Source organism: Tepidibacter thalassicus DSM 15285 (assembly GCF_900129915.1).
Lineage (GTDB): Bacteria > Bacillota > Clostridia > Peptostreptococcales > Peptostreptococcaceae > Tepidibacter > Tepidibacter thalassicus.
In genome coordinates, this window is the sequence record NZ_FQXH01000007.1 from 137,686 (window position 1) to 163,433 (window position 25,748).

The window sequence follows — 25,748 nt, forward strand, 5'->3', positions numbered from 1 at the left end:
AACAACTCTCTTTATTAAGCAGCATTTGCTTTTTTTCTCTTTTTTAATTTATATACAACAAAACCTGTTGTAGCAGCTAAAATCAACGTCATTAAACCTCCAATTAGTCCCGAAACAGTAGTTCCACTACTTACAGCTGGCCAAGTTTCTTCTGATTCTTCTTTATCTGTTTTAAAACTATAATCTGGTAAAAATGCACTTTTTTCTTGAATTTTTTCAAGTACTTGATGAATTCCATTTGGTATTTCAAGTTCTTCTTTACCTGAGGTTTTTAACATAGACCATTCAAGTCCATCAGGATATGCAGAAGCAAACCAAGAAAGAACCCCTCCAGTTAAAACTGTAACAACAACAATTGCAAGAAGTAATTTTTTTATAAAAATATCCCCTAAAGCTTGATTCAAAGCTGCCTTCTCTATAACTTCAGGAAAATTATTATAAACAAATCCTACTACTGCAGCAGTTACAAGCCCTTCCACTATTCCAATAGCTAAATGAATAGGCTGCATTAACATAACAAATGTAGTAAATGGCAATTCTGTTTTACCTGATAATAAAGTTTCTATAACAACACTAAACGCACCAAGCTGAAGTCCTATAATAGCAGATACCATTGCTCCTATAAATATATGAGTAGCTGAATAACCTTTTCTCATAATGCGTTTATATATCAAAGGATACACAATAAAACATGTGTAAAATCCCATATTAAAAATATTACATCCCAATGCTAATAATCCCCCATCTGCAAAAAACAATGCCTGTATTATCAATATAGAAGCCATGGTCAAAAATCCCGCATAAGGTCCAAGTAATATAGCAAGAAGTAATCCTCCTCCCAAATGTCCACTAGAACCAGTTGCAGGAATTGTAAAATTTATCATTTGAGCTGCAAACACAAATGCACCCATTACACCCATTAAAGGTATTTTTTTCTCATCAATATCGTCTTGAATTTTTTTAATTGAATAAGCAGCAGTTCCTACTGTTACTGCCCACATAGTTCCACCTACAGCAGGTGAAATCAAAGCATCAGCCATATGCATAATTATATCCCCCTTCAACCTTATTCTTGTTTTGATAAAAAAATCACAATAATTATCAAACCTATTCACAGGTTACTTTAGCCTTCATGGCTAATTTGTATTAAATAAATAAAGGCAGCCTTTTTAGGCTGCCTTCATGACATAAATTTTATGCTATATTTTTTGAAGTCTTCATGACTATTTCCTTAACTTGTCATAATTTTACCACAAACTAACTCTAAATTCAATATAATATTCTAAATATTAACAAATTACTTAAAATCTTTTTATTCCATCTTTTGTAACTATTCCATATATTAACTTTCTTTCTACAGGTTTCTCATCAGATATAGTATATGCTGATAAAAGTCTTTCTTTAGCGCTTTCAAGTTTTGTAGTATCATTCACATACATATGTGCTAAAATTTCCCCTTCTTCAACAAAATCTCCTACTTTCTTATTAAGTACTATACCTGCTCCTAAATCCAATTTATCTTCTTTAGTTTCTCTTCCTGCTCCTAACATCATTGCACTTAAACCAACAGTTTCTGCTTCAATTTTGCTTACATATCCTTTTCTAGGAGATTTTACTTCTATTACATTAGTAGCTTTAGGTAACAAATCATAATTATCTACTACATCTTTATTTCCGCCCTGAATTTCTATAAACTCTCTCAACTTATCAAGTGCTTTTCCAGAAGATATTGATTCTTCAAGCATTTTCCTTCCTTCTTCATAACTACTTGCAATTTTAGCAAGCATTAACATATAAGCTCCTAAATTCAAACAAAGTTCAGTAAAATCTTTTGGTCCATTTCCTTTTAAAGTTTCTATAGCTTCTTTTACTTCTAAAGCATTACCTACTGCAAAACCTAAAGGCTGATCCATATCAGTAACAACCCCTATAGTTTCCCTATTCATGCCATTTCCTATATCAACCATTTCTTTAGCTAAAGCAAATGAATCTTCTAATTCTTTCATAAACGCTCCACTTCCAGTTTTAACATCTAAAACTATAGCATCTGCTCCAGAAGCTAATTTTTTACTCATTATGCTGCTCGCAATTAATGATATATTATCAACTGTAGCAGTAACATCTCTTAAAGCATATAATTTTTTATCAGCAGGAACTATAGATGCAGTTTGTCCACAAACAGCTATTTTATGATTATTTACATTATCTATAAACTTGTCTTGATCCATTTCTATAGATAAACCTGGTATCGATTCCAGTTTGTCAAGTGTTCCTCCTGTATGACCAAGTCCTCTTCCTGACATTTTTGCAACAGGAGCACCACAAGATGCTACAAGTGGTGCTAAAGTAATTGTAGTTTTATCACCTACTCCACCTGTACTGTGTTTATCTACTTTTATTCCTTCTATTTTAGATAAATCTATCACATCTCCAGAATGCATCATAGCTTCTGTTAAATATACAGTTTCTTTTTTAGTCATTTTCTTTAAAAATATAGCCATAACAAGTGCAGAAGCTTGATAATCTGGAATTTCTCCCTTAGAGTATCCTTCTACAAAAAAATTTATTTCTTCTTTAGTTAATTCATATCCATCTCTTTTTTTCTTTATAATATCGTACATTCTCATACCATTTACAGCTTTATAAAATCTATAAACATCTAAACAAATATATAAAGATTATAGATTTTATTCATACACTCAATATTTTTACAAATATTAGTGTACATAATAGCATCTCTCTACAATGCTATACCGCAAGCCAACGGTACTTTTATTCACCTCTCTTTTTTAAATCAAGTAACTAATTTTCCATAATGAAAATGTAGAGTAGTTACTTGATTTATAATTTCAAGTTTTTTAACACCATGAAATTTTGCCTTGTATGTTAAAAATAATATCTCCAAACTCTAATATTATCAAATCAGAAATACATAAAATAACCAATATGGTTTTGTGGATTTTTAAATATTTTAATTAACTGTCAAAAACATCTCTTTCACTATACCTTTAACTAATGATATAAACTTAGGTCTAGTTTCATTTGCAACACGCATTACCTCTTCATGAGTTAAAGGCTTAAGTTCATTATTCGGTATAGCCATATCCGTTATGCAAGATATTCCAAGTACTTTCATACCACAATGATTTGCTATAATTGCTTCCGGTACTGTCGACATCCCTATAGTATCAGAACCAAATACTTGAAGCATTTTAAGCTCTGCCTTTGAAAAGAAACTTGGTCCACTTATAGAAGTATATACTCCTTCAAATACCTCTATATTCAAATTCTTAGCAATTTTTTTACCAAGTTCTATTAAATCTTTGTTATAAGCTTTTGACATATCCGGAAATCTTGGACCAAATTCTTTTTTATTTGGTCCAATAAGAGGATTATTCCCTGTAAAATTAATATGATCAGTTATAAACATTAATGCCCCAGGATAAAATTTCTCATTTAATCCTCCACAAGCATTTGTCAATATTAAAGTTTCAACTCCTAAAACCTTCATTACTCTTACTGGAAAAGTCACTTCCTCCATTGAATATCCTTCGTAATAGTGAAATCTTCCTTGCATAACTATTACATCTTTTCCTTGAAGTTTTCCTACTACAAGTTGTCCTGCATGTCCTTGTACTGTTGAAACTGGAAAATTTGGTATTTCTTCATATTTTATCACTACAGCATCTTCTATTTCATCTGCTAATACTCCAAGCCCTGATCCTAATATCAATCCTATCTTTGGCTCAATACTTATTTTTGATTTTATAAACTGTACGGATTCATTGATTTTATTCATATATAAATCCCCTACATTCTCTCTAATATAGTTTTAACTAAAGATATAAATTGTTTTTTAACTCTTTGTGTAGTTTCTATAACTTCTTCGTGATCTAAAGGTTGATCTAATATTCCAGCCGCCATATTAGTTATACAAGATATTCCAAGCACCTTTAAATCTGAATGTCTTGCTACTATTACTTCTGGAACTGTTGACATTCCAACAGCATCTCCTCCTATAGTTTGAACCATTCTTATTTCTGCAGGAGTTTCATAAGTTGGTCCTGTAAAATACGTATAAACTCCTTCTTTTACATCTATTCCTAATTCTTTTGCCACTTCTTTTGCAAGTTCTATATATTCCGGAGTATAAGCTGTTGACATATCAGGGAATCTTACTCCTAATTCTTTATCATTTGGTCCAATAAGAGGATTATTTCCTCCAAGATTTATATGGTCTTTTATTATCATTAAGTCTCCAGGAACATAACTTTTATTTGCTCCACCTGCAGCATTAGTTACAATAATAGTTTCTACACCTAAAGCTTTCATTACTCTTACAGGGAATGTTGCTTCCTGCATAGTATATCCTTCATAAAAGTGAAATCTTCCTTGCATTGCTACCACATTTTTTCCTTGAAGTTTTCCTACTACAAGCTGTCCTGCATGTCCTTCTACTGTTGAAACTGGAAAATTTGGTATTTCTTCATATTTTATTGCTACAGCATCTTCTATTTCATCTGCTAATACTCCAAGCCCTGATCCTAATATCAATCCTATCTTTGGTTCAGTACCTATTTTTGATTTTATAAATTCTGCACTTTCATTTATTTTTTCTCTTAAATTTTTCATTTTCATTCCTCCTATGTAATATTTTATTTTTATAAAAATCTAATTATTTTAGTATTAAACTTTTAAAACTTTCTCCATTTTTAGGAAGAGTAGCTCCTAATATATCTGCAACAGTTGCTCCTATATCAGCAAAGGTTTTTCTAATTCCTAGATTAACTCCACTTTTTACATTTTTTCCATATATTAAAACAGGAACATATTCTCTTGTGTGATCGGTTCCCTTATAAGTTGGATCATTCCCATGATCTGCAGTTAATATTAATATATCTTCATCTCTCATATTTTCAATTATTTCTGGAATTCTAGCATCTAACTCTTCTATAGCATTTTTATATCCTTCTACATTTCTTCTATGTCCATATTTTGAATCAAAATCTACCAAATTAGTAAATATAAGACCTTTATTTTCTTTTTTAATATATTCTATTGTTTTATCTACACCATCCATATTGCTTTTTGTATGAACTGCTTCTGTTATACCTTTTCCATTAAATATATCTTCTATTTTTCCTACAGCAATTACATCTAATCCTTTATTTTTTATATTATCAAGTATAGTATCTTCATAAGGATCTAATGAAAAATCTCTTCTATTTGCAGTTCTAGTAAAGTTTCCAGGTGTCCCCACGAATGGTCTTGCAATTATTCTAGCAACTGCATTATCTCCTCTCATTATTTCTCTCGCAATTTTACACATTTCATATAATTCCTCTAAAGGAATTACTTCTTCATGTGCAGCAATTTGAAAAACACTATCTGCAGATGTATAAACAATTACATCTTTTGTTTTCATATGATGTTCTCCTAGTTCTTCAAGTATTGCTGTACCTGAAGCAGGCTTATTCCCAACAACTTTTCTACCTGTTTTACTTTCAAATTCTTCAATTATTTCCTTTGGAAATCCATTTGGAAATGTCTTAAAAGGCTTATCAACTCTAAGTCCAACCATTTCCCAATGTCCTGTTGTAGTATCTTTTCCTTGAGATACTTCACTACATTTTCCAAAAGAAGCTATAGGATTTTCTACTGGATCAACTTCATTAAAACCATCTATATTTCCTATACCCATTTTAGTTAAATTAGGTATATTTATCTTTCCATAAGTTTTAATTATATTACCTAATGTATTTACTCCTACATCTCCAAATTTTTCAGAGTCAGGAAGTTGTCCAATTCCTACGCTATCTAATACCATTAAAATTACTCTTTTATCCATTTGTATCAACTCCTTCTTTAAAGAGAAAATTCTATGTTAACATTTTCTCACAAGCATAATTAAATTTTATCATTGTTTTGATTGTATTTCAATTATAACTTTTAAATATTTTTATCCTCTTGGATGTTTTTCTTTTAATTCCTGTCTTATATTTTTATTTAAATAATTTAGATATCCTTGAAGAGTATTTAAATTAGTATTCCCTAAAATTTTGCCTACTACACTTATATTTGCCCCTTTATTTAATAAGTGAATTGCAAAAGAATGTCTAAGTATTGTTGGTGTAACATTTTTATTTAAATTTAATTTTTCTGTATACCTTTTTATTATTTTCCACAATCCTTGCCTTGTAAATTTTTCTCCTTTTGAATTCAAAAATAAAGATTTTTGATTTTCATTTTTTACTATTTTTAATCTTGACTCATATAAATATTTTATAATATATTTTTTGGCAATACTAGAAAGCGGAATAACTCTATTGCCTTTATTTGACTTGCAAATTATATATTCCATATCTAAATTTAAATCATCCAAATTAAGCTCTACTAATTCAGAAACCTTCATTCCTGTTCCATAAAACATTTCAAGAATTGCTTTATCTCTTATCCCTTTAATAGTATTAGTATCTGGGGAATTTAAGAGTAAATCGACTTCTTGTTCTGTTAATATATCTATTTTACTTCTTTGAATTTTAGGTTTTTTTAATTTTCTCGCTGGATTACTTTCACATAATTTATTTAAAAATAAAAATTCATGAAAAGATTTTATAGAAGATATAATCCTTGAAATACTCGATACCGATGTGTTGTTTTTTTCTAAATAAATCAAAAAACTAAATATATCATTTTCATTAACATGTAAAAAATCTATATTTTTATCATTTAAATACTTCATATATTTTTTTAAATCTAATTTATACGCCTCTATAGTATTTCTCGAAAGATTCCTATTTGTCTTTATATAATTTAAATATTTATTTATAATATCATTCATTCTAAACTCCCCTAATTAAAATATTCTCTGTATTATAAATATAGATGCTGCATCAACTAAGCTTTGTAAAATTGATACTAATAAAAACAATACAACTGTATTTATACTATACTTTATTATTAATTTCTTCATATAATTTAAACTTTTAAACTTAGTGCAAATTTTTATTGCACAAACAGCTTCTAAAAAATAATTAAATGATAATATAATTACAAAAAACGAAAATGGTACAATTAAAATATTTTTTATAAGTGTTAAAAATATAATTTTCAAAGAACTCATTTTCAAAATTAATATCAACGTATTTATAGTATACCCTATAGATAATCCTTTTAAAAAAACTATAACCAAAACTAAAGGACAAGTAAATATCATGAGTGAGCATAAATACATAGAAAATAAATAAATAAGATCATTCTTAAAATTCAAAAAAGTAAGTTTTAATATATTAAAATCAGTTGTATAATAACTGTTTGTCCTAGATATATAATCTTTAATAGAACTATTTAAAATAGGATATGTTTTGTTTAAATAAACTCCACTAGTAATTCCTAAACTAAATAAAAATATAAAAAATATTAAAGTTATTTTATAATTAGATCTCATTCTAAAGAATTTTGATATTTTATCCAAAGTAAAACCCCCTTTTTTTAACTTTACATAATTTTATGTTAAAAATAAGGGGTATATTACAAAAATTTATATTAAATCTTTTGATAATAAAATTCCTACCATTGTCTTAGCATCTTTTATTTCACCTTTTTTTATCATATCTAATGCTTTACTTATTTTCACTTCACAAATTTCAATATATTCATCCTCATCTGGACAACATTCACCTTTTTTTAATCCCGTAGCCAAATATAGGTACATTTTCTCATTTGAAAATCCAGCAGATGTATAAAACAAACTTAAAAATTCAATATTTTCAGCTTCATATCCAGTTTCTTCTTTTAACTCTCTAATAGCACATTCCTTTGGATCTTCTCCTTTTTCTAACTTGCCAGCTGGAATCTCTATCAATATTTCCTCAACAGCTTTTCTAAACTGTTTTACAAATATTATTTCTTTATTTTCATTTACCGCTAAAATAGCAACTGCTCCAGGATGCTCAACAATTTCTCTTTTTTGATATTTATGTTCAGGAAGCTCCACAGTATCTACCCTTAAATTTATGATTTTTCCATTATATATTTTCTCTGAACTCATGGTCTTTTCTTCTAAAATCATACTTATCCCTCCAATATGTAATAAGCAGCTCCACTAGCAGATTTAAAAAATTCCTCATCTTCTTCATAGCTTCTTCCCATACTTTTTACTTTTAAACCAAAAAAACTTAAATCTTCTTTTGTTGTATCTTTTTCTATAAATACTACATCATGCAATTTATCTATATTATGTTCTTTTATTTGAGAAATTACATATTTTTTTTTATCAATATCTTGTATATTTATTGGAACTATAACTTTATTATTAACTATTTCTTTTAAAATAGTTATAGAATGATGACTAAGTCCAAAATGTCTATCTCTTTTATCAGCAAAACTTATTCTAGGTACAGCTATAGCTTTTCCCTTAAGCTTTTTAACTGCATCAAGTATATGTCCTTGCTCTATTCCAGAAAATCCATATTTTGTTCCACTTCCTACAATTCCAGGTCCCATGCATACAAATACTACATCAGCACCAATAACTTCTTTTGCCGTTATCAAAGCTGTATATATATTTATGCATTCATAATCTCCTCCAAAAGCATTTCCAATAGTTATAGTCGCATCTAAAAGCTCTTTATCTTTTAAAATTTTTACATTTTTGCTTAAATAAATTGCAAGAGCTGCACCATCTGTCATTATATAAGCTATCTTTTTATTTTTATGCTTTCTTTTATATGAAGCTATAAACGGAACTAACATACTATGTAATGTTCCTACAACTACTGGAAGATTATCCAACGATTTAAAATTTTTAATTTTTTCATGATACACACTCTCTTGTTCTTCTACAGCAAATGTTTTTACTTGAAGAGGTGTATATCTCAACTTCATTATATGTCCACCATCACTCATTTTACTTTCTAAATTATTCAAATTAGCGATTACAAAGTGAAACCCTCCTGTTCCAAGACTTAACTCTACTGCACTTGTATTGAGAAGCACTTCATCATTAATGTTTACACTTCCATTTATTTTTGGATAATTTATTGCCTTTTCTATTTTATCTCCTATTTTAACTTTTAATTCTTCTATTTCTTCACTTTTACTAATTATACAATCCACTATTCCTATTTTTTTACTTATCATAATATAAACCCTCTTTACCTTCCTAACATATCTATATAGTTTAATATTTTATTATTTTCAATTATTTTAGTAAGAGAATACTTTTCAGTAATTATATGAACAATTATCAACAAAATTAAAATTATAACTCTCGTAATAAACAAAAAATTACCAGCTACAATTATACCTAAAGAAATCCCAAGAACATTAGAACCTGCATCTCCCATCATAGCTTTTGCTTTTAAATCTTCTTTAAAATAAGCCAATACATTTGAAAAAAGTAACATTATTAATATCTTTTGATAATACAAAGATACACTAAATAAAATTATTAGAGAAATCAATATATATCCCTTTATAGCTCTTCCTGGTCTTAAATCTAATAAATTTATTAAATTCGTAAATAATGCAATTAACAGAGTATTTATTATTATGTCTATAATACTATTAGATATACTTACTGATATAAATAACGCTACAAACCCTCCAAATAAAGCTTTAAATCCACCCGTTGTAAGTCTTCCTTTAAATAAACTTTTAAAATGTCCTTTAAGTCCTGATACATCTCTATTTCCAATAAGATCGTCTATAATTCCTATAAATGCCATGGCTATTATTCCAAATAAATATATATATATTTGATTATCTTTGTAAAAATATCTTACAATAGAAGAATTTACAATAAGCATTGGCAAAAATACTATTCCAATTGATACAGGTATTAAATCTCCTTTATAATTTTTTCTTACAATATTACTTTCTACTAAAAGAGATTTAAAATAAGGAATTATTAATAATGTTCCTAAAAAACCAATCAAAGTCACTAAATAAATCAACATATCAGCTCCTTAATATTTTTTTTATTAAAATAATGTTTATATGATAAAATTGCTTTCCCCTATGAATAAATCCTTTCAAATTTCTTCCTGTTTCATTATGTGTCATATTGACCAAAACTTCCTTTATCTTATACCCTTTATTAATAATATCAATAGTCATGCCAACTTCAACACCGTAACCAAAAGGTATTTCATTAAACTCTTTTAAAACTTCCTTTTTAAATACTCTTTGTCCAGATAAAGTACTATCTAATTCTTCTCCAGTTAAAAATTTCACTCCACTTTTAGCTAATTTTTTTACAAATCCAAATCCTCCTTTTTTCTTAGCAGGAGGAAATTTAGCAATAGTTACATCACATTCATTGTTTAATATTGGATATATCAACTTTTCTACTTCCCTTGAAGTTTTTCCAAGATCTGCATCTAAAAATCCAATTACATCTGAATTTTTCATCGCTATTTTAAGTCCATAATTAAGAGCATATCCCTTTCCCATATTTTTATCAAGTTTATATGTTTTTACAGCTTCATAAGAAGATGCTATTTCAAATGTATTATCACTTGAACCATCATCAACTACTATTATTTCATTTATACAACTTAAATCCTTAATACCTTCTATTGTATCTTTTATTTTAGCTTCTTCATTATACGCAGGAATTATTATACTTACCATAAACACTCTCCTTATTACTTTATTTCAAAAGGGGTAAATTCATCTGCTGTATCTTTAATTCCAAAATGTCCTGTTTTTCCCTCTAAAACCATAATTAACGATATTTTACCCATAACTTCATCTAAATTATCTATAGTAGATATTTTGGATTTCTTATAAAAAGAAATATACGAATTTTCTACATCACTTCTTTCAGCTCCTAATAATTTTACATTGTTATTTTTAAAATATTGTATTATATTATTATCTATAACTTCTAACTTACTTTCATTTTTTTGTATACTTCCTCCCTCTAAAATAACAGTATCTAAATTAACATAATCTAAATTCAAAGTTTTTACCTCTATTATTCCCTTTTCATTAAGTTTATTTAACAACTCTACATTTTTATCTTCATATATAAGCTTCATTATATAATTAACCAATTCATATTTGTTATTTAAAGAAATATTAAATTCTTTATTTAAAACACTTAAATCTGTATCTTCCAACAATTTATCCTTTATAACTATATCAAAAACAACATTCCCTTTTGCTTTATCTATAAATTCTTTTACATTAGGATAAAAATAATCTTCAGTAGTTTTCACTATACCTATGTTTTTTCCTTCTAATTTTGCATCTATAACATAATCAAATGTATTTTCTATATATTTATTAAGATTTTCATTTTTCTTTGTAAGATTTAATATACTATCCTCTAATTTTTCATTTTCAGTTTTAATAATTTCAAACCTATTTTCTAAATCTTGTATTATTTGAGTTTGCTGTTCATTAAAAATACCATTGCTATTTAAATTAAATCCTATTAATATCCCAATTCCCAAACTTATAAAAATACTACACATGGCAACTACAAAATACTTTATATTTATATTCACAAAAAACCCTCCTTAAAATTCTATTAATAATTTAAGTTTTAACTGCATAAGCCTTATCATTTGCTGAATAGACGGTGATAAATAAGCAACTATACATACCGGAAAAAGTGCTGCCAATATCAGCCCCCATATATACTTTATTTTAAGCTTACTCCTATAAAGAAGATTTACTCCCTTTGCATCTATAAGCTTAGATCCTATTTTAAGTCTTACTAAAAAAGTACTTGCCATACCCTTTCTTCCTTTTTCTAAAAAATCTATCATGTTAGAATGAGTTCCAAGTGCAACTATAAGCTTTGCCCCATATTCATAAGCAGTAAGCATTGCTATATCTTCACTTGTTCCTGGTGCTGGAAAAACCACAGCTTCTAATCCCAATTCTTCTATTCTTTTAAGTCCTGGAGCTCTTCCATCAGGATAAGCATGTACTACTATCTCTTTACATTTTCTTAAACATTCATCACTTATACTATCCATATCCCCTACTATCATATCAGGAGTATATCCAAATTCAAGAAGCGCATCTCCTCCACCATCTACTCCTATTAACACTGGTTTTACTTCTTCTATATATGAAATTAAAGTGCTTAAATCTTCTTTATAATTCTGACCTCTAACAACAACTAATGCATGTTTATCTTTAAAATCCGTTTTTATTTTAGGTATTTCTAATTCCCCTAATATAAACCCTTTTTCCTTTTTAGCATATTCAATAGTGTTTTCTATAAAATTATCAAGTTCATTAGATAAATTATCATAACACAACTTTAATTTTTGTTTAATTTTACTTTCATCTAAAAATTCTCCTTCTGCAATTAATTCACTTTGATAATAAATTTTATTATCTACTATTTCTACAATATCTCCTTCTTTTAATTTTTCAAATATTTCTTTTCCAACATTATCTACTATGGGTATATTTTTTTTAGATAATATATTTGGCCCTTTGTTAGGATATCTCCCACTTATAGACATATCTGCATTTATTACAGCTCTTACTTTACCCTCTACTAAAGAATTTGCTGCTACTTCATCTATATCCTTGTGATTTATAACAGCAATTTCTCCTCCATTTAATCTTTTAGCTAAATTTTTAGTTTTTTTATCTATTTTTATCGGAGCTTTTACCCTCATAATTTTCCTCCTTATTAAATTAAAAATGTAAAATAATACATTTTTTTGTATGGTTTTATTTTAAACAAATCTAATTATATCATATAATTGTAAATAAATTAAACACAAAAAACAAAGTAAAAAATACCCTTTAGTTGTTTCAAAATCAACAAATAAAGGGTATTTTTTACTTTATCTTGCTACTTTGTGCTCAAGTCTTAATTTATCAGCAACCATGGCGATAAATTCTGAATTTGTTGGCTTTCCTTTTGTGTTATGAACTGTATATCCAAATAATTGATTTATAGTATCTACTTTTCCTCTACTCCATGCTACTTCAATTGCATGTCTAATTGCTCTTTCTACTCTCGATGGAGTAGTATTAAATTGCTTTGCTATATTTGGATATAATTCTTTAGTTACAGCACTTAAAAGTTCTACATTTTCTATTACCATTTTTATAGCTTCTCTTAAATATAAATATCCTTTAATATGAGCCGGAACTCCTATTTCATGTATTATATTCGTTATTTCAGCTTCTATATTTCCGCTATTTCTAACAAAATCACTTTTTACAGTTTTAAAATCTATTAATGGCTTATTTTTTTCAATTACAGACATACTCTTATATCCTACAAGTTCTTTTATCCTATTTATAAATACACTAAAATCAAATGGTTTTACTATATAATAATCTGCACCTAAATTTATAGCTCTTTGTGTAATTTTATCTTGACCAACTGCTGATAATATTATAATTTTGGGCATTTTTTTTATATCCATAGAATTTAATTTTTCTATTACACCTAATCCATCAAGATGTGGCATTATTATATCTAACACCAATAAATCCGGTTCTTTTTCTGAAACTAAATCCAAAGCTTCAACTCCATCTTTTGCTATTCCTAGTATTTCTACATCATTTTCATTTTGTAAATATTCTTTAAGAATTTGGCAAAAATCTTTGTTATCATCTGCTATAACAATTTTTATTTTCTCTTTCACGAAATTACCCCCCAATAAAAATATTTATACTTTTCACAAATAATTAATTCGACATTTATATTATATTTCCTTCTTAATTATTTTTAAATTTTAAAAAAATATAATAAGTAGTTTTAATTCAACATCCAATCTATAAATATTGCATACCCTTTTTTAGGATCATTTACAAATACATGTGTTATTGCCCCAACTAATTTTCCATTTTGTATTATAGGTGCCCCACTCATTCCTTGTATTATACCTCCTGTATACTCAAGTAATTCTCTATCTGTTATTTCTACTATCATACTTTTCGATTCAGGAGATTTCTGATGAAATATTTTTCGTATTTTTACCTTATATTTTTTTATATTATTATTTTCATCTGGAAATAATAAATATGCATTTCCTTTTTTTACTTCATAATAATGAGCTACTTCCATTGGCTTTCCTAAACTCAAATCAAAAATATTATTAATTTTTCCCTTTATTCCAAAAGAAGTATTTCTATCAAACATTCCTATTATATTATCTTCTTCGAATTCACCTATTACTTCTCCAGGCATTCCAGACATTCCTTTTTTTATCCTTATTGTTTTAGGTTTGTATAAATTACCATTTTTAACTTCAATCAATTCCCCAGTATCTATATCTGTAATTCCATGGCCCAAAGCAGAAAATTCTCTAGTCTTTTGATTGTAATAAGTGAGAGTTCCAATTCCTGCCACTTTATCTCTTACCCATACTCCTATTTTATATTTTTCATTTTTTTCATCTTTATATAATTTTACATTTTTATTCAAATATAAACCATTCCTTTTTAAAGTTATATTTACAGTATCTTTGTTTATACTATTTAATATTTTTTCTATATCCCTAGCTTTGTTCACTTCTATATTTTCTACTTTTACAATTATATCGCCTATTTTTATTCCTCTATTTTTTTGTTTTAAATAATTTTCATCAATCCCTATTACTAATACTCCATTTGTATCTAATTTTATCCCTACTATATTTCCAAGAGGAACTAAATATAATTTCTCTTTATTATAGGCTTGAGTAAATAAATTAAGTGATATAAAAGTTGTCATAATAATAGATAAAGTTATAATTAAAAACAATATTTTCTTTTTAGAAAATTTTGTCATTATTACCACATCCTTAGATTCATTTTACTTTCACTATTAATTTGTCTTAAATTTAATATTTATATCCGAAACAAATAATTATAATACTGTTAAAAAAAACAAAAAAATAAAGGCATTTAAATGCCTTTATTTTTTGCAATTTGAAGTATTTCTCTTGCATGTTCCATAGTTTTCTGTGTTATATTAAGTCCTGCTATTAATCTAGCAATTTCTTTAACTTTGTCTTCTTCACTTAATTTTTCTATTCTTGTGTAAGTTCTATCTTTTTGAACAATTTTTTCAATATTAAAATGAACATCTGAATTAACAGCAATTTGAGGCAAATGAGTTATACATATAATTTGTTTTTTATTTGATATAACTTTCAATTTATCTCCTACAACTTGTGCAGCAATCCCACTTATTCCTGTATCAATTTCATCAAAAACCAATGTTTCTACTTTATCTATACCCGATAAAATAGTTTTAAGAGCTAACATAAATCTGGACATTTCTCCACCAGATGCTATTTTATAAATAGGTTTTAAATCTTCTCCAATATTGAATGAAATCATAAATTCTATAACATCTTTACCATTTTGAGTAAAATCTTCTCTTTCTCCAAAATAAACTTTAAAACTTACGTTTTTCATATTTAAAGAATCAAGTTCATTACAAATTTTATCTTCTAGCTCTTTAGCTATTTTTTTTCGTTTTAAAGTTATTTCTTTACTTTTTTCATTTAAATCCTCTTTTATTTTTTTTAAACTTTCTTTCAATTGCACTATTTTTTCATCTCTACTCAATATTTCATTCAATCTCGAAACAATTTTCTCTTTATATTCTAAAATTTCTTCTATAGTATTTCCATATTTTCTTCTCAAATTATTTATTGTATCAATTCTAATTTCAATATCATCAAGACTTTTAATATCAAAATCAATATTTTCTTTATAATCTCTTATATCTTTTGATAAATCTTGAATTCTATACATTATATCTTCTAAATTTAAATAATAATTTTCTAACTTTTCATCAAAATCTGATAAATCTCCTAAATATTTTAACGCTTTTGAAATTAAATCAAATGCATTTACATTAGATTCGTATAAATTAAAATACGATTTATTCAAATTAGTATATATCTTTTCACTATTTCTATATACTTCTCTTTGTTTTAAAAGTTCTTCATATTCGCCTAATCTTAAATTAGCATCCTCTATTTCGTTTATTTGAAACTTTAAAAGATCTATCTCTCTTGCAATTTGTATATCATCTTTATTTTCTGTAAGTAGATTTAATTTATTCTTTATTTCTATATATTTTTTATAAACAATTGAATATTCTTTTTTTAAAACTTTTAATTTTTCTTCTCCATATAAATCTAAAAATTCTATATGCTTTTCTTTATTAAATAACACCTGATTTTCATGTTGAGAATGAACATCAATTAAAAAGGATCCTATTTTTTTTAAAAAAGAAAGCCTTACATTTCTTCCATTTATTCTACTTATACTTTTTCCATCTGCATAAATTTCCCTTGATATTATTATATTTTCATCTACCGATACATCTATTCCATATTCTAAAAGTTCATCTACTAACTTCTTATTTGAAATGCTAAATGTAGCTTCTATTAAACCCTTTTTAACCCCTTTTCTTATAAATGATTTATCATTTCTTCCTCCTAAACATAGATTAAGCGCATCTATTATTATAGATTTTCCCGATCCTGTTTCTCCAGTTAATATATTTAACCCATTTTCAAAATTTAATCTTACCTCATCTACTAATGCAAAATTTTTTATATATAATTCAAGGATCATCACAATCCTCCTATCTATATTAACATCCTAAATCTATCTTTTATTTTTTCTACAAACTCTAAACTCTTTATTAAAATAAATACTGTATCTATACCTGCTATTGTTCCAACTATTTCCTTAAGCTCCAATTCATCTATAGCTTTGGCTACTAATTGAGCAGAACCAGGAACAGTTTTTAAACAAACAATATTTTCTGAAGAATCTAAATCTATAAGAACTTCCTTTATTAATCTAATTAACCTATCAGAAGAGCCTTTTTTTTCTTTTTTTAATGCTGCATATTTATATTTTCCATCTCCAGTCAATACTTTTACGAGCTTTAGCTCCTTAATATCCCTCGAAACTGTAGCTTGAGTTACATTTATACCATTATCTCTAAGCCTTTGCGCAAGATCTTCTTGAGTTTCTATCTCTTCATTTTCAATTATTTCAAGTATTTTACTATGTCTTGATATTTTCAAAATAATTCCTCCTAATCAAAGATTTACATGGGAATTACTTACTACTTCTAAAATAACATCTTTATATTCTTTTTTATCAGTGTTCTCATTTTTTCTTATGTATAATAAATATTCTATATTCCCTTCAGGTCCTTTTATTGGCGAATAATCTAAATTCAAAATTTCAAACCCAATTTCCACAGCAAAATCTACTATCTTTTCTATAACTTCTATGTGAGTTTCTTTTTCTCTTACTACTCCTTTTTTTCCCACCTTTTCTCTACCTGCTTCAAATTGAGGTTTTATTAAAGCTACTACTTCTCCATTATCTTTTAAAAGTTCCTTAGCTTTTGGAAGTACCAATTTTAAAGATATAAAAGAAACATCTATTGATGCAAAATCGGCATATTCTCCTATATCTTCAAATTTCACATGCCTTATATTAGTTCTCTCCATACATACAACTCTATCATCTTGCCTTAATTTCCAAGCAAGCTGTCCATATCCTACGTCTATTGAATAAACCTTTTTAGCTTTATTTTGAAGCATACAATCTGTAAACCCACCAGTTGATGCCCCTATATCCAAACATACTTTGTTTTCTAAATCTATACCAAAATTTTTTATAGATTTTTCCAGCTTTAATCCTCCTCTACTTACATACGGAATAGGATTTCCTTTTACTTGTATTTTACAGTCTTCTTTAACACTTGTCCCTGCTTTATCACATCTTTGACCATCTATAAACACAAGCCCTGCCATTATTGCCTTTTTAGCTCGTTCTCTGCTCTCAAAATATCCTTGTTCTACTAGCAATATATCTATTCTCTTTTTCATAATAATTATTACCTTCCTATATTTATTTCTTTTAATACTCTATCAACTATTTTTTCACTAGATAATCCATATTTATTGTAAAGTATATCTACACTTCCATGTTCTATAAAAATATCTGGAAGTGCTATATTCACTATTTTACCCTTAAATTCTAAATTAGACAAAATAAAAGTTACTTTTTCTCCAAAACCTCCAGTTAAAACATTATCTTCAACAGTAAATATATATTTGTACTTTTCACTTAAATGTTTCAACATATTTTCATCTAAAGGTTTCAAAAATCTACCATTGACAACAGTAATGCAAAATCCTTTTTGTTTTAATATATCTGCTGCTTTTACGGAATTTTTAACTACATTTCCTATTGCAATAATCGCTATATCTTTCCCATTTTTCAACATTTCCCATTTTCCTAATTTTAAATCAATATTTTCACTTTGAAGTTCTACAGCTTCCCCTCTAGGATACCTTATCGCAACAGGTCCTTTTATTCCAATAGATAATTCTATCATTTTTTCAAGTTCTAATTTATCTTTAGGAGCCATGATTGTTAAATTAGGTATTGAATTTAAATAACTCAAATCAAATACACCGTGATGAGTTTCCCCATCTGCACCAACAAGCCCTGCTCTATCAAGTAAAAATGTAACAGGTAAATTTTGAAGAGCAACATCATGTATTATTTGATCATATCCTCTTTGAAGAAATGTAGAATATACAGCAAAATAAGGTCTAATTTCATTTGCAGCAAGTCCTGCAGCAAATGCAACTGCATGTCCCTCAGCTATCCCTACATCAAAAAATCTATCTGGATAAATTTCTTTAAATTTACTAAGTCCTGTTCCAGATGGCATAGCAGCAGTTATTGCAGCTATTTTCTTATTTTCTTTTGCAAGAGATACAAGTTTATTTCCTACAACTTCCGAATAACTTTCTTTATTGCTTTTTTCGATACCTTTTTCTACATCAAAAGGTCCAACTCCATGATACTTATCTGGTTCATTTTCTGCAAATCTATATCCTTTTCCTTTTTTAGTAACTACATGTATAAGTACTGGTCCATTTACACTTTTTATTTTATTAAAAGTTTCTATTAATTCTTTAATATTATGTCCATCTATAGGTCCAAAATATTTTATCCCCATTTCTTCAAATAAAACACCTTCACTCACAAGGTATTTCACACTATCTTTAAGTTTATCAGCCGTCTTATAAACTGCATTTCCAATTTTAGGTATAATATTTGTTATATTTTCAAATTCATTTTTAATTTTTTTATAAGCTTTATTAGTTCTAAGTTTTAATAAATAATTAGACACACTTCCTACATTTTTATCTATAGACATTTCATTGTCATTTAAAACAACTATCATATTTGTTTTTATATGTCCCAAATGATTTAGTGCTTCAAATGCCATGCCACCAGTTAATGCTCCATCTCCTATCACAGAAATTACAAAATTATTTTCTTTTTTTATATCTCTAGCCATGGCAAGTCCAAGTCCAACTGAAATCGAAGTAGAACTATGTCCTGTATCAAATATATCATGATCACTTTCACATTTTTTAGGAAAACCACTAAGTCCTTTAAACTTTCTTAATGTATCAAATTTATCTCTTCTTCCAGTTAAAATCTTATGAACATAAGCCTGATGTCCAACATCCCATATTATTTTATCCTTTGGACTTTTAAATATATAATGAAGAGTAACAGTAAGTTCAACTATTCCTAAATTTGAAGCTAAATGCCCACCAGTTTTAGATATCGACCTAACCAAAAATTTTCTAATTTCATTAATTAAAACATCTAATTCATTTATATTTAACTTTTTCAAATCCTCAGGACTATTTACATTGTATAAATATTTATACATTTTTTCATCCTACTTTCTCAATATTTTTTAATATAAATATACCCTAGTATTTATACTAGGATATATCCATACACATTATATATGCTTAAAACATAGATATTATAGCATATAAAAAATTCATTTTCAAATCATTATATTTGCAATTACAATACCAAGTATAGCTCCTGAAATAACTTCTACTGGAGTATGTCCAATTAATTCCTTTAACCTTTTCTCAGTAAAAATATCCTTTTTATGAGCATGAATATCTTCTATCATTTTATTTAAAATTTTAGCTTGTTTACCAACAGCTCTCCTAACTCCAGCTGCGTCATACATTACTATTAAAGCTAAAACTAAAGATAATGCAAATTCAACAGAGTCATATCCTTTTTTTATTCCTACACCAGTTGCCAAACTCGTTACAAAAGAAGAGTGAGAACTAGGCATTCCTCCTGAACCTACAAATCTTGAAATATCAATTTTCTTTTCAAATACAAATGTAATTACGACCTTTAGAAGCTGAGCTATAAACCAAGCTGTAAAACAAACCATAAAAACATCATTATTTAATAACCCTTCAAAAAAAGACATTAAAATCCTCCTTATTAATAATCTCTATCAACAATATAATCGGCTAAACATTTCAAGAAATCACCTTTATTTCCAAAATTCGATATATAATATTTAGCTTCAGTTATAAGATTTTTAGCAATCTTTTTTGATTCTTCAATTCCAAACAATGATGGATATGTAGATTTATTATTTTCCAAATCACTTCCAACATTTTTTCCAAGTTTTGATTCATCTCCAATAATATCTAATATATCATCAACTATTTGAAATCCAAGTCCAATATTTTTTGCATAAGCAGTTATATTCTCTAATTGTTCTTCATCTGCTCCTCCTATTATAGCTCCAGCTCTTAAAGCACCAATAATCATTGCAGATGTTTTATTCATATGGATAAAATCCAAAGTATCCTTATCAATTTTTTTATTTTCACTCTCCAAGTCCACAACTTGCCCTGCAATCATTCCATATACTCCTGCAGCTTTAGCTATTTCATTCATAGCCTTTAAATACTTATAACTTTCTTTTTCATATTTTAATGAATGATTAATCATAATCTCAAAAGCATAATTTAAAAGCCCATCACCAGCAAGAACTGCTATACCTTCTCCAAAAACTTTATGATTTGTAGGTTTTCCTCTTCTTAAATCATCATCATCCATCGCCGGTAAGTCATCATGTATCAGAGAATATGTATGTATCATTTCAATTGCACACGCAAAAGGAATACATTCTTCAACATCTCCTCCAACCAAAGAAGTACTCTCCATTAAAAGTATTGGTCTAAGTCTTTTTCCCCCAGCATCTAAACTGTACTTCATAGACTCAAATAATACCTTTTGATATCCCTCTATCTTAGGTATATAATTTTTAAGTTCTTTTTCAAAATATTCCTTTTTACTATTAAATTCCTTCTTAAACTCCATATTAATCCTCCCCATATTCAAACTCTAATTCTTCAAAATCTTCATCTGAAAATTTTGTTATCTTAAATTCAGCAGTTTCCAATAAATTATTACAATACCTATATAACTTAATACCTTCTTCATAAAGTTTTAACGATTCATCTAAGGAAACTGCTTCCCCTTCTAATTTTTCAAGTATTTCCTCTAATCGCTTATAAGCTTCTTCATATTTCACAATCAATCTACCTCTCTTAACTTTATATTCTCTATTTTACAATTTATATCAGCTTTTTTTAATAATATTTTAATACTATCCCCTACATTTAACTTTTCAGGAGTTTTTACTATTTTATTATCCTTCTCAACTAAAGCATATCCTCTTGACATAACTGATAAAGGACTTAAATTATGCAAATTTTTCCCCAAATTATTCAATTGCTCTCTTTTAAATTTCAATTTATTCACTAATGACTTGTTAATATCTTCAAATATTAAATTCAATTTTTCTCTTTTGTCTTTCTTTATAAAATTAGAAAATGTAAATTCTATACCATTTTTTATATTTTCAATTTTAAATCTGTTTGTATCTATTATATTTTTAAAAGATTTATCCATTCTATTTTTTACACTTTCAAGCTTATACTTAACATCTACATATGAAGGTACAACAATTTCTGCAGCAGCAGAAGGAGTTGGTGCTCTAAAATCTGCTACAAAATCCGAAATTGTAAAATCTGTTTCATGCCCCACAGCAGAAATTATAGGAATTTTAGATTTAAATATACTTCTTGCCACTATCTCTTCATTAAAAGAGTACAATTCTTCTATTGATCCTCCACCTCTACTTAATATTATAACATCTACATTATTAAATTTATTGAAAAAATCAATTGCCTTTACTATATTATCTGCCGATTTATTTCCTTGAACAAGTACTGGATATATCTTTATATTTACTTTTGGGTATCTCCTACTTATAACATTTATTATATCTTTAATAGCTGCTCCAGTAGGAGATGTAATAACCCCTATATTCTTAGGCATGATGGGAATTTCTTTTTTATATCTTTTATCAAACAAACCTTCTTTTTCTAATTTATCTTTAAGTTTTACAAATTCTATATATAAATCTCCTATACCTTCAATATCTATAGAATTAATGTGAAATTGATAACTTCCATCTCTTTCATATAAAGATATATACCCAGCTGCAACTACATTAAGTCCTTCCCTTAAATCTATATTTATAAGTTTATTATTTTTAAATACAACACAATTTATTTTAGAATTTTTATCCTTTAAAGACAAATATATATTTCCATTACTATGTACTTTTAAATTAGATATTTCCCCTTTTATTCTCAAATTATAAAGTATAGGATCATTTACAAGTATTCTCTTTATATATGAATTTATTTCACTTACCGAAAGAGCTTTTAATTTCATTTTTTATCCCACCTAAAAAATTATTCAACCCGATTATCGAAACTCCTATAGCATTGTCTTTTGCACAATCTGGTCTAGTAAAATAAGTATTTATATTATATTGTTTTAAATTCTCACTCAAATTCAAACTCACATACTTACTAGAAGATACTCCTCCAACAAATAATATGTCTTTTAAATTATATTTTTTACTTAAATACACTAACGCTTTTAATAATGAATCTGAAACTACATTTAATGTGAGTTTAGATATATATTCCTTTGAATAATCTTTTATCAAACTATATATTTTTGTCTCTACTCCTGAAAAATTCATAAATCCTTTTTCTGAAGAAATTTTTAATTTTTCTACTTCTTCATTAAAATTAACAGCATTTTCATCTAAATAAATTCCACATGGAAATGAATATTCAAGTCTTACACCAACTCTATCTATAAGTTGTCCTACGCTTATATCTTTAGTTCCACCTATTATTTCTAAACTATATCCATTTAATTCTCTATTTACTAAAAGTATTTCAGTTGTTCCTCCAGACATATGAACACATAAAAATTTACTTTTATTCATTCTTGTATCAAAAAAAGCTGCTTCTATATGCCCTTCTTGATGAGTTGTTTCATATAATGAAACATTTAAAACTCCAGATAAAGCTTTTGCAAATTTATATCCACAATTAAATACCGGCATATAAGAACCATCTACAGGTCTTGGTCTTGACGAAACACATATTCCAACTATTTCAAAATCTTTTATTTTAGTTTTTATATTTTCAAACATATCTCCCAAATTATTTACATGCTGAAAAAATGCATCTGACTGTCTAAGGCCTTTATTTCCCTTTTTAACACTTAACATTTTTTTATCACTTAAAATTAATTCCTTTTCTAAATTTATAGCTGCTATAGAAGTAGTATAGCAGCTTGTATCAATTCCTATAATTATTTTATTTTTGAATTTCATTTAAAACACTTCCTAATACTCCATTTATAAAACTTGGAGAATCTTCATCTGCATATCTTTTAGCAAGTTCTACAGCTTCATTTATAGAAACTTTAAAAGGAATATCTTCTCTATAAAGAAGTTCTACTATTGCCAATCTAATTATACTTAAATCAACTTTAGCTATTCTATCTAAATTCCATCCTTTAGAATATTTATTTATCAAACTATCTATTTTGTCTTTATTTTCTATAAATTTAATTCCTACACTCAACATATAGTCTTTATCGAAATTTTCATGAACATTTTCTTCAATAAAATTTTCTAATTTTTCACGACTATAATCCTTAGTTATTTCTAATTGATAAAAAAGTTTCATTGCCAATTCTCTACTAATTTTTCTACTCATCACATACCTCCTAATCATTTATATACACACAAAACTAACCCTCTGATTATTCAGAGGGTTAAATATTTCATATTGTTAATTATTTTCTTCAATTTTTTCTTTTTTAAAACTAATCCCTTGAATGTGAACGTTTACCTCTGCAACTTTTAGTCCAGTCATTGTCTCAACAGTATTTTTTACATTTTCTTGTATTTTCCATGATACATCCGGTATAACAACACCATATTCAATAAGTAAAAATAAATCTATAAATACATCTTCTTCATTTACTACTACTTTAACTCCTTTAGATAAATTCTTCTTACCAAGAATTTCTGTTATGTTGCCTGTAATACTTCCACTCATAGCCGCTACACCTTCTATTTCAGAAGCAGCAATTCCTGATATAACAGCTATTACATCCTCAGATATTTTTATCTGGCCATAATCTTTGTTTTCCACTGGTACACCCCCAAAGTGTTTATTAAATTATATCATAATTATATCAAATTAACTTAACTTTTACAAATTATCTTTTATACTCCATTATTTTTATATTTTCATAAGGTATTTTTGTTTGTGTATATACTATATCAAATATTTTAGCTACATCTTGTTTATTAAGCTTTTCTTTATTGACTACAACACTTGCATTATCTTTACTTATATACACAATAGGATCAGTAAATCCTTTAGCAATTAATAAATTTTCAATAGTTGACTCCGCTTCTCTAAATTTAATTAAATCTAATTTCATAGCAGAAGCTTCATCTATTGATTTTTGACTAGAAGAAGGATTTTTTATAATTGCATCTAATTCTTCTATTAATTGCCCTCTTTTTTGTTCTCTATTTAATTTCATATCAATAAAATATGTATCCTTTTGCATATTTTCCTTTGAAGTAATCTCTTTTGTTATATTTGCACTAGTTTCCTTTACCTTTTCCTCTATTTCACTTTTATTGCTATCTACAACTTTTATTCCATCATTTTCAATATTTTCTTTAGAAACTTCTTCTGCTCCCTCTTTATCCATGGCTACATTTTCATCATCCATATCTTCTAATAAACTTTGTTCGTATTCTTCAAGTTCTCTTGAAGTTTCAAGTAATGATTTTTTACTTAAATTATAATTTATTGTTCCCACTAATACTAACATTAATACCAATATAAATACAACAAAATTTCTACTTTTAAAAAATCTTCCATTAAATTTCATAATTTTAATTCCCCCCTATTTATTTTTTGGATAAACCTCTATTTTATGGCCAGATACTTGAAGCACTGTTTTAACTGCATTAAAAAGTCTTTCTTTTACCATTATATTTTCTGCTCCATCAGCTACAACAATAACTCCTCTTATCTTAGGTTCAATAGATTTTAATAATATAGGTTCATTACCCTGTTTATTATTTTTTGTAACTATTGTTTCTGTTTTATTTTCTGTCGTTACAACCCTCCTTCCACCAGCTGAATCATTTTCTTGTGTAGTTTCAGTTGATGTAACTTTATTAAATGCAGGTTCAATTTCTCCATTAGTTTCTAAAGTTATCATTACTTCTACTGACTTAACTCCTTCTATTTTTGACAATATTTTTTCCAATCTATTTTCTAAAATTTCTTCCTTTGTCATACTTGATTTTATATTTCCTTCTTTTTTTACCAAAGTTGCATTTGGATAATTTTTTTGTGCTTTTTCCTCAAATATACCAGAAATACTTATAAGAAGTATCATTGAAATTATTATTATAGCGACAATGCTATATATTCTCTTTTTATCGAAATTCATATTCAACATAG

At 27.0% G+C, this 25,748-nt stretch carries 28 protein-coding genes; all 28 read right to left on the reverse strand.

The window, feature by feature from the left end; all coding sequences use genetic code 11:
- Window positions 1–14: 14 nt before the first annotated feature.
- Window positions 15–1,046, reverse strand: coding sequence for an energy-coupling factor ABC transporter permease (locus tag BUA19_RS03675; protein WP_072723789.1), 1,032 nt, complete (start codon window positions 1,044–1,046; stop codon window positions 15–17).
- A gap of 255 nt (window positions 1,047–1,301) precedes the next feature.
- The gene (locus tag BUA19_RS03680; protein WP_072723790.1) at window positions 1,302–2,627 is read right to left on the reverse strand and encodes a pyrimidine-nucleoside phosphorylase; all 1,326 of its coding nucleotides are present in this window, start codon (window positions 2,625–2,627) and stop codon (window positions 1,302–1,304) included.
- 344 nt (window positions 2,628–2,971) lie between these two features.
- Complete coding sequence (locus BUA19_RS03685; protein WP_072723792.1) at window positions 2,972–3,799, reverse strand: purine-nucleoside phosphorylase; 828 nt, start codon at window positions 3,797–3,799, stop codon at window positions 2,972–2,974.
- Between the two features lie 11 nt (window positions 3,800–3,810).
- On the reverse strand, window positions 3,811–4,632 hold the full coding sequence (locus BUA19_RS03690) for a purine-nucleoside phosphorylase (protein WP_072723794.1): 822 nt from the start codon (window positions 4,630–4,632) through the stop codon (window positions 3,811–3,813).
- Window positions 4,633–4,675: 43 nt separating this feature from the next.
- Window positions 4,676–5,848, reverse strand: a complete 1,173-nt coding sequence (locus BUA19_RS03695; protein WP_072723796.1) for a phosphopentomutase — start codon at window positions 5,846–5,848, stop codon at window positions 4,676–4,678.
- A 111-nt stretch (window positions 5,849–5,959) separates the two neighbouring features.
- Window positions 5,960–6,841 (reverse strand): tyrosine-type recombinase/integrase, encoded by an 882-nt coding sequence (locus tag BUA19_RS03700; RefSeq protein WP_072723798.1) that lies wholly within the window; start codon window positions 6,839–6,841, stop codon window positions 5,960–5,962.
- 15 nt (window positions 6,842–6,856) lie between these two features.
- Window positions 6,857–7,474: a hypothetical protein gene (locus BUA19_RS03705; RefSeq protein WP_072723799.1), complete on the reverse strand. Its 618-nt coding sequence runs from the start codon at window positions 7,472–7,474 to the stop codon at window positions 6,857–6,859.
- Window positions 7,475–7,540: 66 nt separating this feature from the next.
- Entirely contained in the window at window positions 7,541–8,071 is a 531-nt protein-coding gene (locus tag BUA19_RS03710) for an NUDIX hydrolase (protein ID WP_072723801.1), read from the reverse strand.
- A 2-nt stretch (window positions 8,072–8,073) separates the two neighbouring features.
- Window positions 8,074–9,141: a DUF3866 family protein gene (locus tag BUA19_RS03715; protein ID WP_072723803.1), complete on the reverse strand. Its 1,068-nt coding sequence runs from the start codon at window positions 9,139–9,141 to the stop codon at window positions 8,074–8,076.
- Between the two features lie 14 nt (window positions 9,142–9,155).
- Window positions 9,156–9,959 carry a glycosyl transferase gene (locus BUA19_RS03720; RefSeq protein WP_072723804.1) on the reverse strand — a complete coding sequence of 268 codons (804 nt, stop codon included), beginning with the start codon at window positions 9,957–9,959 and terminating at the stop codon, window positions 9,156–9,158.
- 1 nt (window position 9,960) lies between these two features.
- Complete coding sequence (locus BUA19_RS03725; RefSeq protein WP_072723806.1) at window positions 9,961–10,635, reverse strand: glycosyltransferase family 2 protein; 675 nt, start codon at window positions 10,633–10,635, stop codon at window positions 9,961–9,963.
- A 14-nt stretch (window positions 10,636–10,649) separates the two neighbouring features.
- Complete coding sequence (locus BUA19_RS03730; protein ID WP_072723808.1) at window positions 10,650–11,516, reverse strand: copper transporter; 867 nt, start codon at window positions 11,514–11,516, stop codon at window positions 10,650–10,652.
- Window positions 11,517–11,528: 12 nt separating this feature from the next.
- Window positions 11,529–12,650, reverse strand: a complete 1,122-nt coding sequence (steA, locus tag BUA19_RS03735; RefSeq protein ID WP_072723809.1) for a putative cytokinetic ring protein SteA — start codon at window positions 12,648–12,650, stop codon at window positions 11,529–11,531.
- A 171-nt stretch (window positions 12,651–12,821) separates the two neighbouring features.
- Complete coding sequence (gene spo0A, locus BUA19_RS03740) at window positions 12,822–13,634, reverse strand: sporulation transcription factor Spo0A (RefSeq protein WP_072723811.1); 813 nt, start codon at window positions 13,632–13,634, stop codon at window positions 12,822–12,824.
- 113 nt (window positions 13,635–13,747) lie between these two features.
- Window positions 13,748–14,761, reverse strand: coding sequence for a SpoIVB peptidase (gene spoIVB / locus BUA19_RS03745; RefSeq protein ID WP_072723813.1), 1,014 nt, complete (start codon window positions 14,759–14,761; stop codon window positions 13,748–13,750).
- A 116-nt stretch (window positions 14,762–14,877) separates the two neighbouring features.
- Window positions 14,878–16,566, reverse strand: coding sequence for a DNA repair protein RecN (gene recN / locus BUA19_RS03750; RefSeq protein ID WP_072723815.1), 1,689 nt, complete (start codon window positions 16,564–16,566; stop codon window positions 14,878–14,880).
- 14 nt (window positions 16,567–16,580) lie between these two features.
- A complete protein-coding gene (locus BUA19_RS03755; RefSeq protein WP_207645967.1) occupies window positions 16,581–17,027 on the reverse strand; it encodes an arginine repressor in 447 nt (148 codons plus the stop codon).
- 15 nt (window positions 17,028–17,042) lie between these two features.
- Window positions 17,043–17,843, reverse strand: coding sequence for a TlyA family RNA methyltransferase (locus BUA19_RS03760; RefSeq protein WP_072723823.1), 801 nt, complete (start codon window positions 17,841–17,843; stop codon window positions 17,043–17,045).
- An 8-nt stretch (window positions 17,844–17,851) separates the two neighbouring features.
- Window positions 17,852–19,717, reverse strand: coding sequence for a 1-deoxy-D-xylulose-5-phosphate synthase (gene dxs, locus BUA19_RS03765; protein WP_072723825.1), 1,866 nt, complete (start codon window positions 19,715–19,717; stop codon window positions 17,852–17,854).
- Window positions 19,718–19,840: 123 nt separating this feature from the next.
- A complete protein-coding gene (locus BUA19_RS03770) occupies window positions 19,841–20,290 on the reverse strand; it encodes a divergent PAP2 family protein (protein ID WP_072723827.1) in 450 nt (149 codons plus the stop codon).
- Between the two features lie 14 nt (window positions 20,291–20,304).
- Window positions 20,305–21,195, reverse strand: coding sequence for a polyprenyl synthetase family protein (locus BUA19_RS03775; protein ID WP_072723829.1), 891 nt, complete (start codon window positions 21,193–21,195; stop codon window positions 20,305–20,307).
- Between the two features lies 1 nt (window position 21,196).
- Window positions 21,197–21,409, reverse strand: a complete 213-nt coding sequence (gene xseB / locus BUA19_RS03780) for an exodeoxyribonuclease VII small subunit (RefSeq protein ID WP_242939231.1) — start codon at window positions 21,407–21,409, stop codon at window positions 21,197–21,199.
- Between the two features lie 2 nt (window positions 21,410–21,411).
- Window positions 21,412–22,620, reverse strand: coding sequence for an exodeoxyribonuclease VII large subunit (gene xseA / locus BUA19_RS03785; RefSeq protein ID WP_072723834.1), 1,209 nt, complete (start codon window positions 22,618–22,620; stop codon window positions 21,412–21,414).
- The gene (locus tag BUA19_RS03790; RefSeq protein ID WP_072723836.1) at window positions 22,592–23,581 is read right to left on the reverse strand and encodes an O-sialoglycoprotein endopeptidase; all 990 of its coding nucleotides are present in this window, start codon (window positions 23,579–23,581) and stop codon (window positions 22,592–22,594) included. Before BUA19_RS03790 ends, xseA begins: the two co-directional genes overlap by 29 nt.
- A complete protein-coding gene (gene nusB, locus BUA19_RS03795; protein ID WP_072723838.1) occupies window positions 23,565–23,969 on the reverse strand; it encodes a transcription antitermination factor NusB in 405 nt (134 codons plus the stop codon). The genes BUA19_RS03790 and nusB overlap by 17 nt, the downstream gene beginning before the upstream one ends.
- A gap of 75 nt (window positions 23,970–24,044) precedes the next feature.
- Window positions 24,045–24,410, reverse strand: coding sequence for an Asp23/Gls24 family envelope stress response protein (locus tag BUA19_RS03800; RefSeq protein WP_072723840.1), 366 nt, complete (start codon window positions 24,408–24,410; stop codon window positions 24,045–24,047).
- Window positions 24,411–24,477: 67 nt separating this feature from the next.
- Window positions 24,478–25,167 (reverse strand): SpoIIIAH-like family protein, encoded by a 690-nt coding sequence (locus BUA19_RS03805; protein WP_072723842.1) that lies wholly within the window; start codon window positions 25,165–25,167, stop codon window positions 24,478–24,480.
- Between the two features lie 15 nt (window positions 25,168–25,182).
- Window positions 25,183–25,746: a stage III sporulation protein AG gene (spoIIIAG, locus tag BUA19_RS03810; protein ID WP_072723843.1), complete on the reverse strand. Its 564-nt coding sequence runs from the start codon at window positions 25,744–25,746 to the stop codon at window positions 25,183–25,185.
- Between the last annotated feature and the right edge of the window lie 2 nt (window positions 25,747–25,748).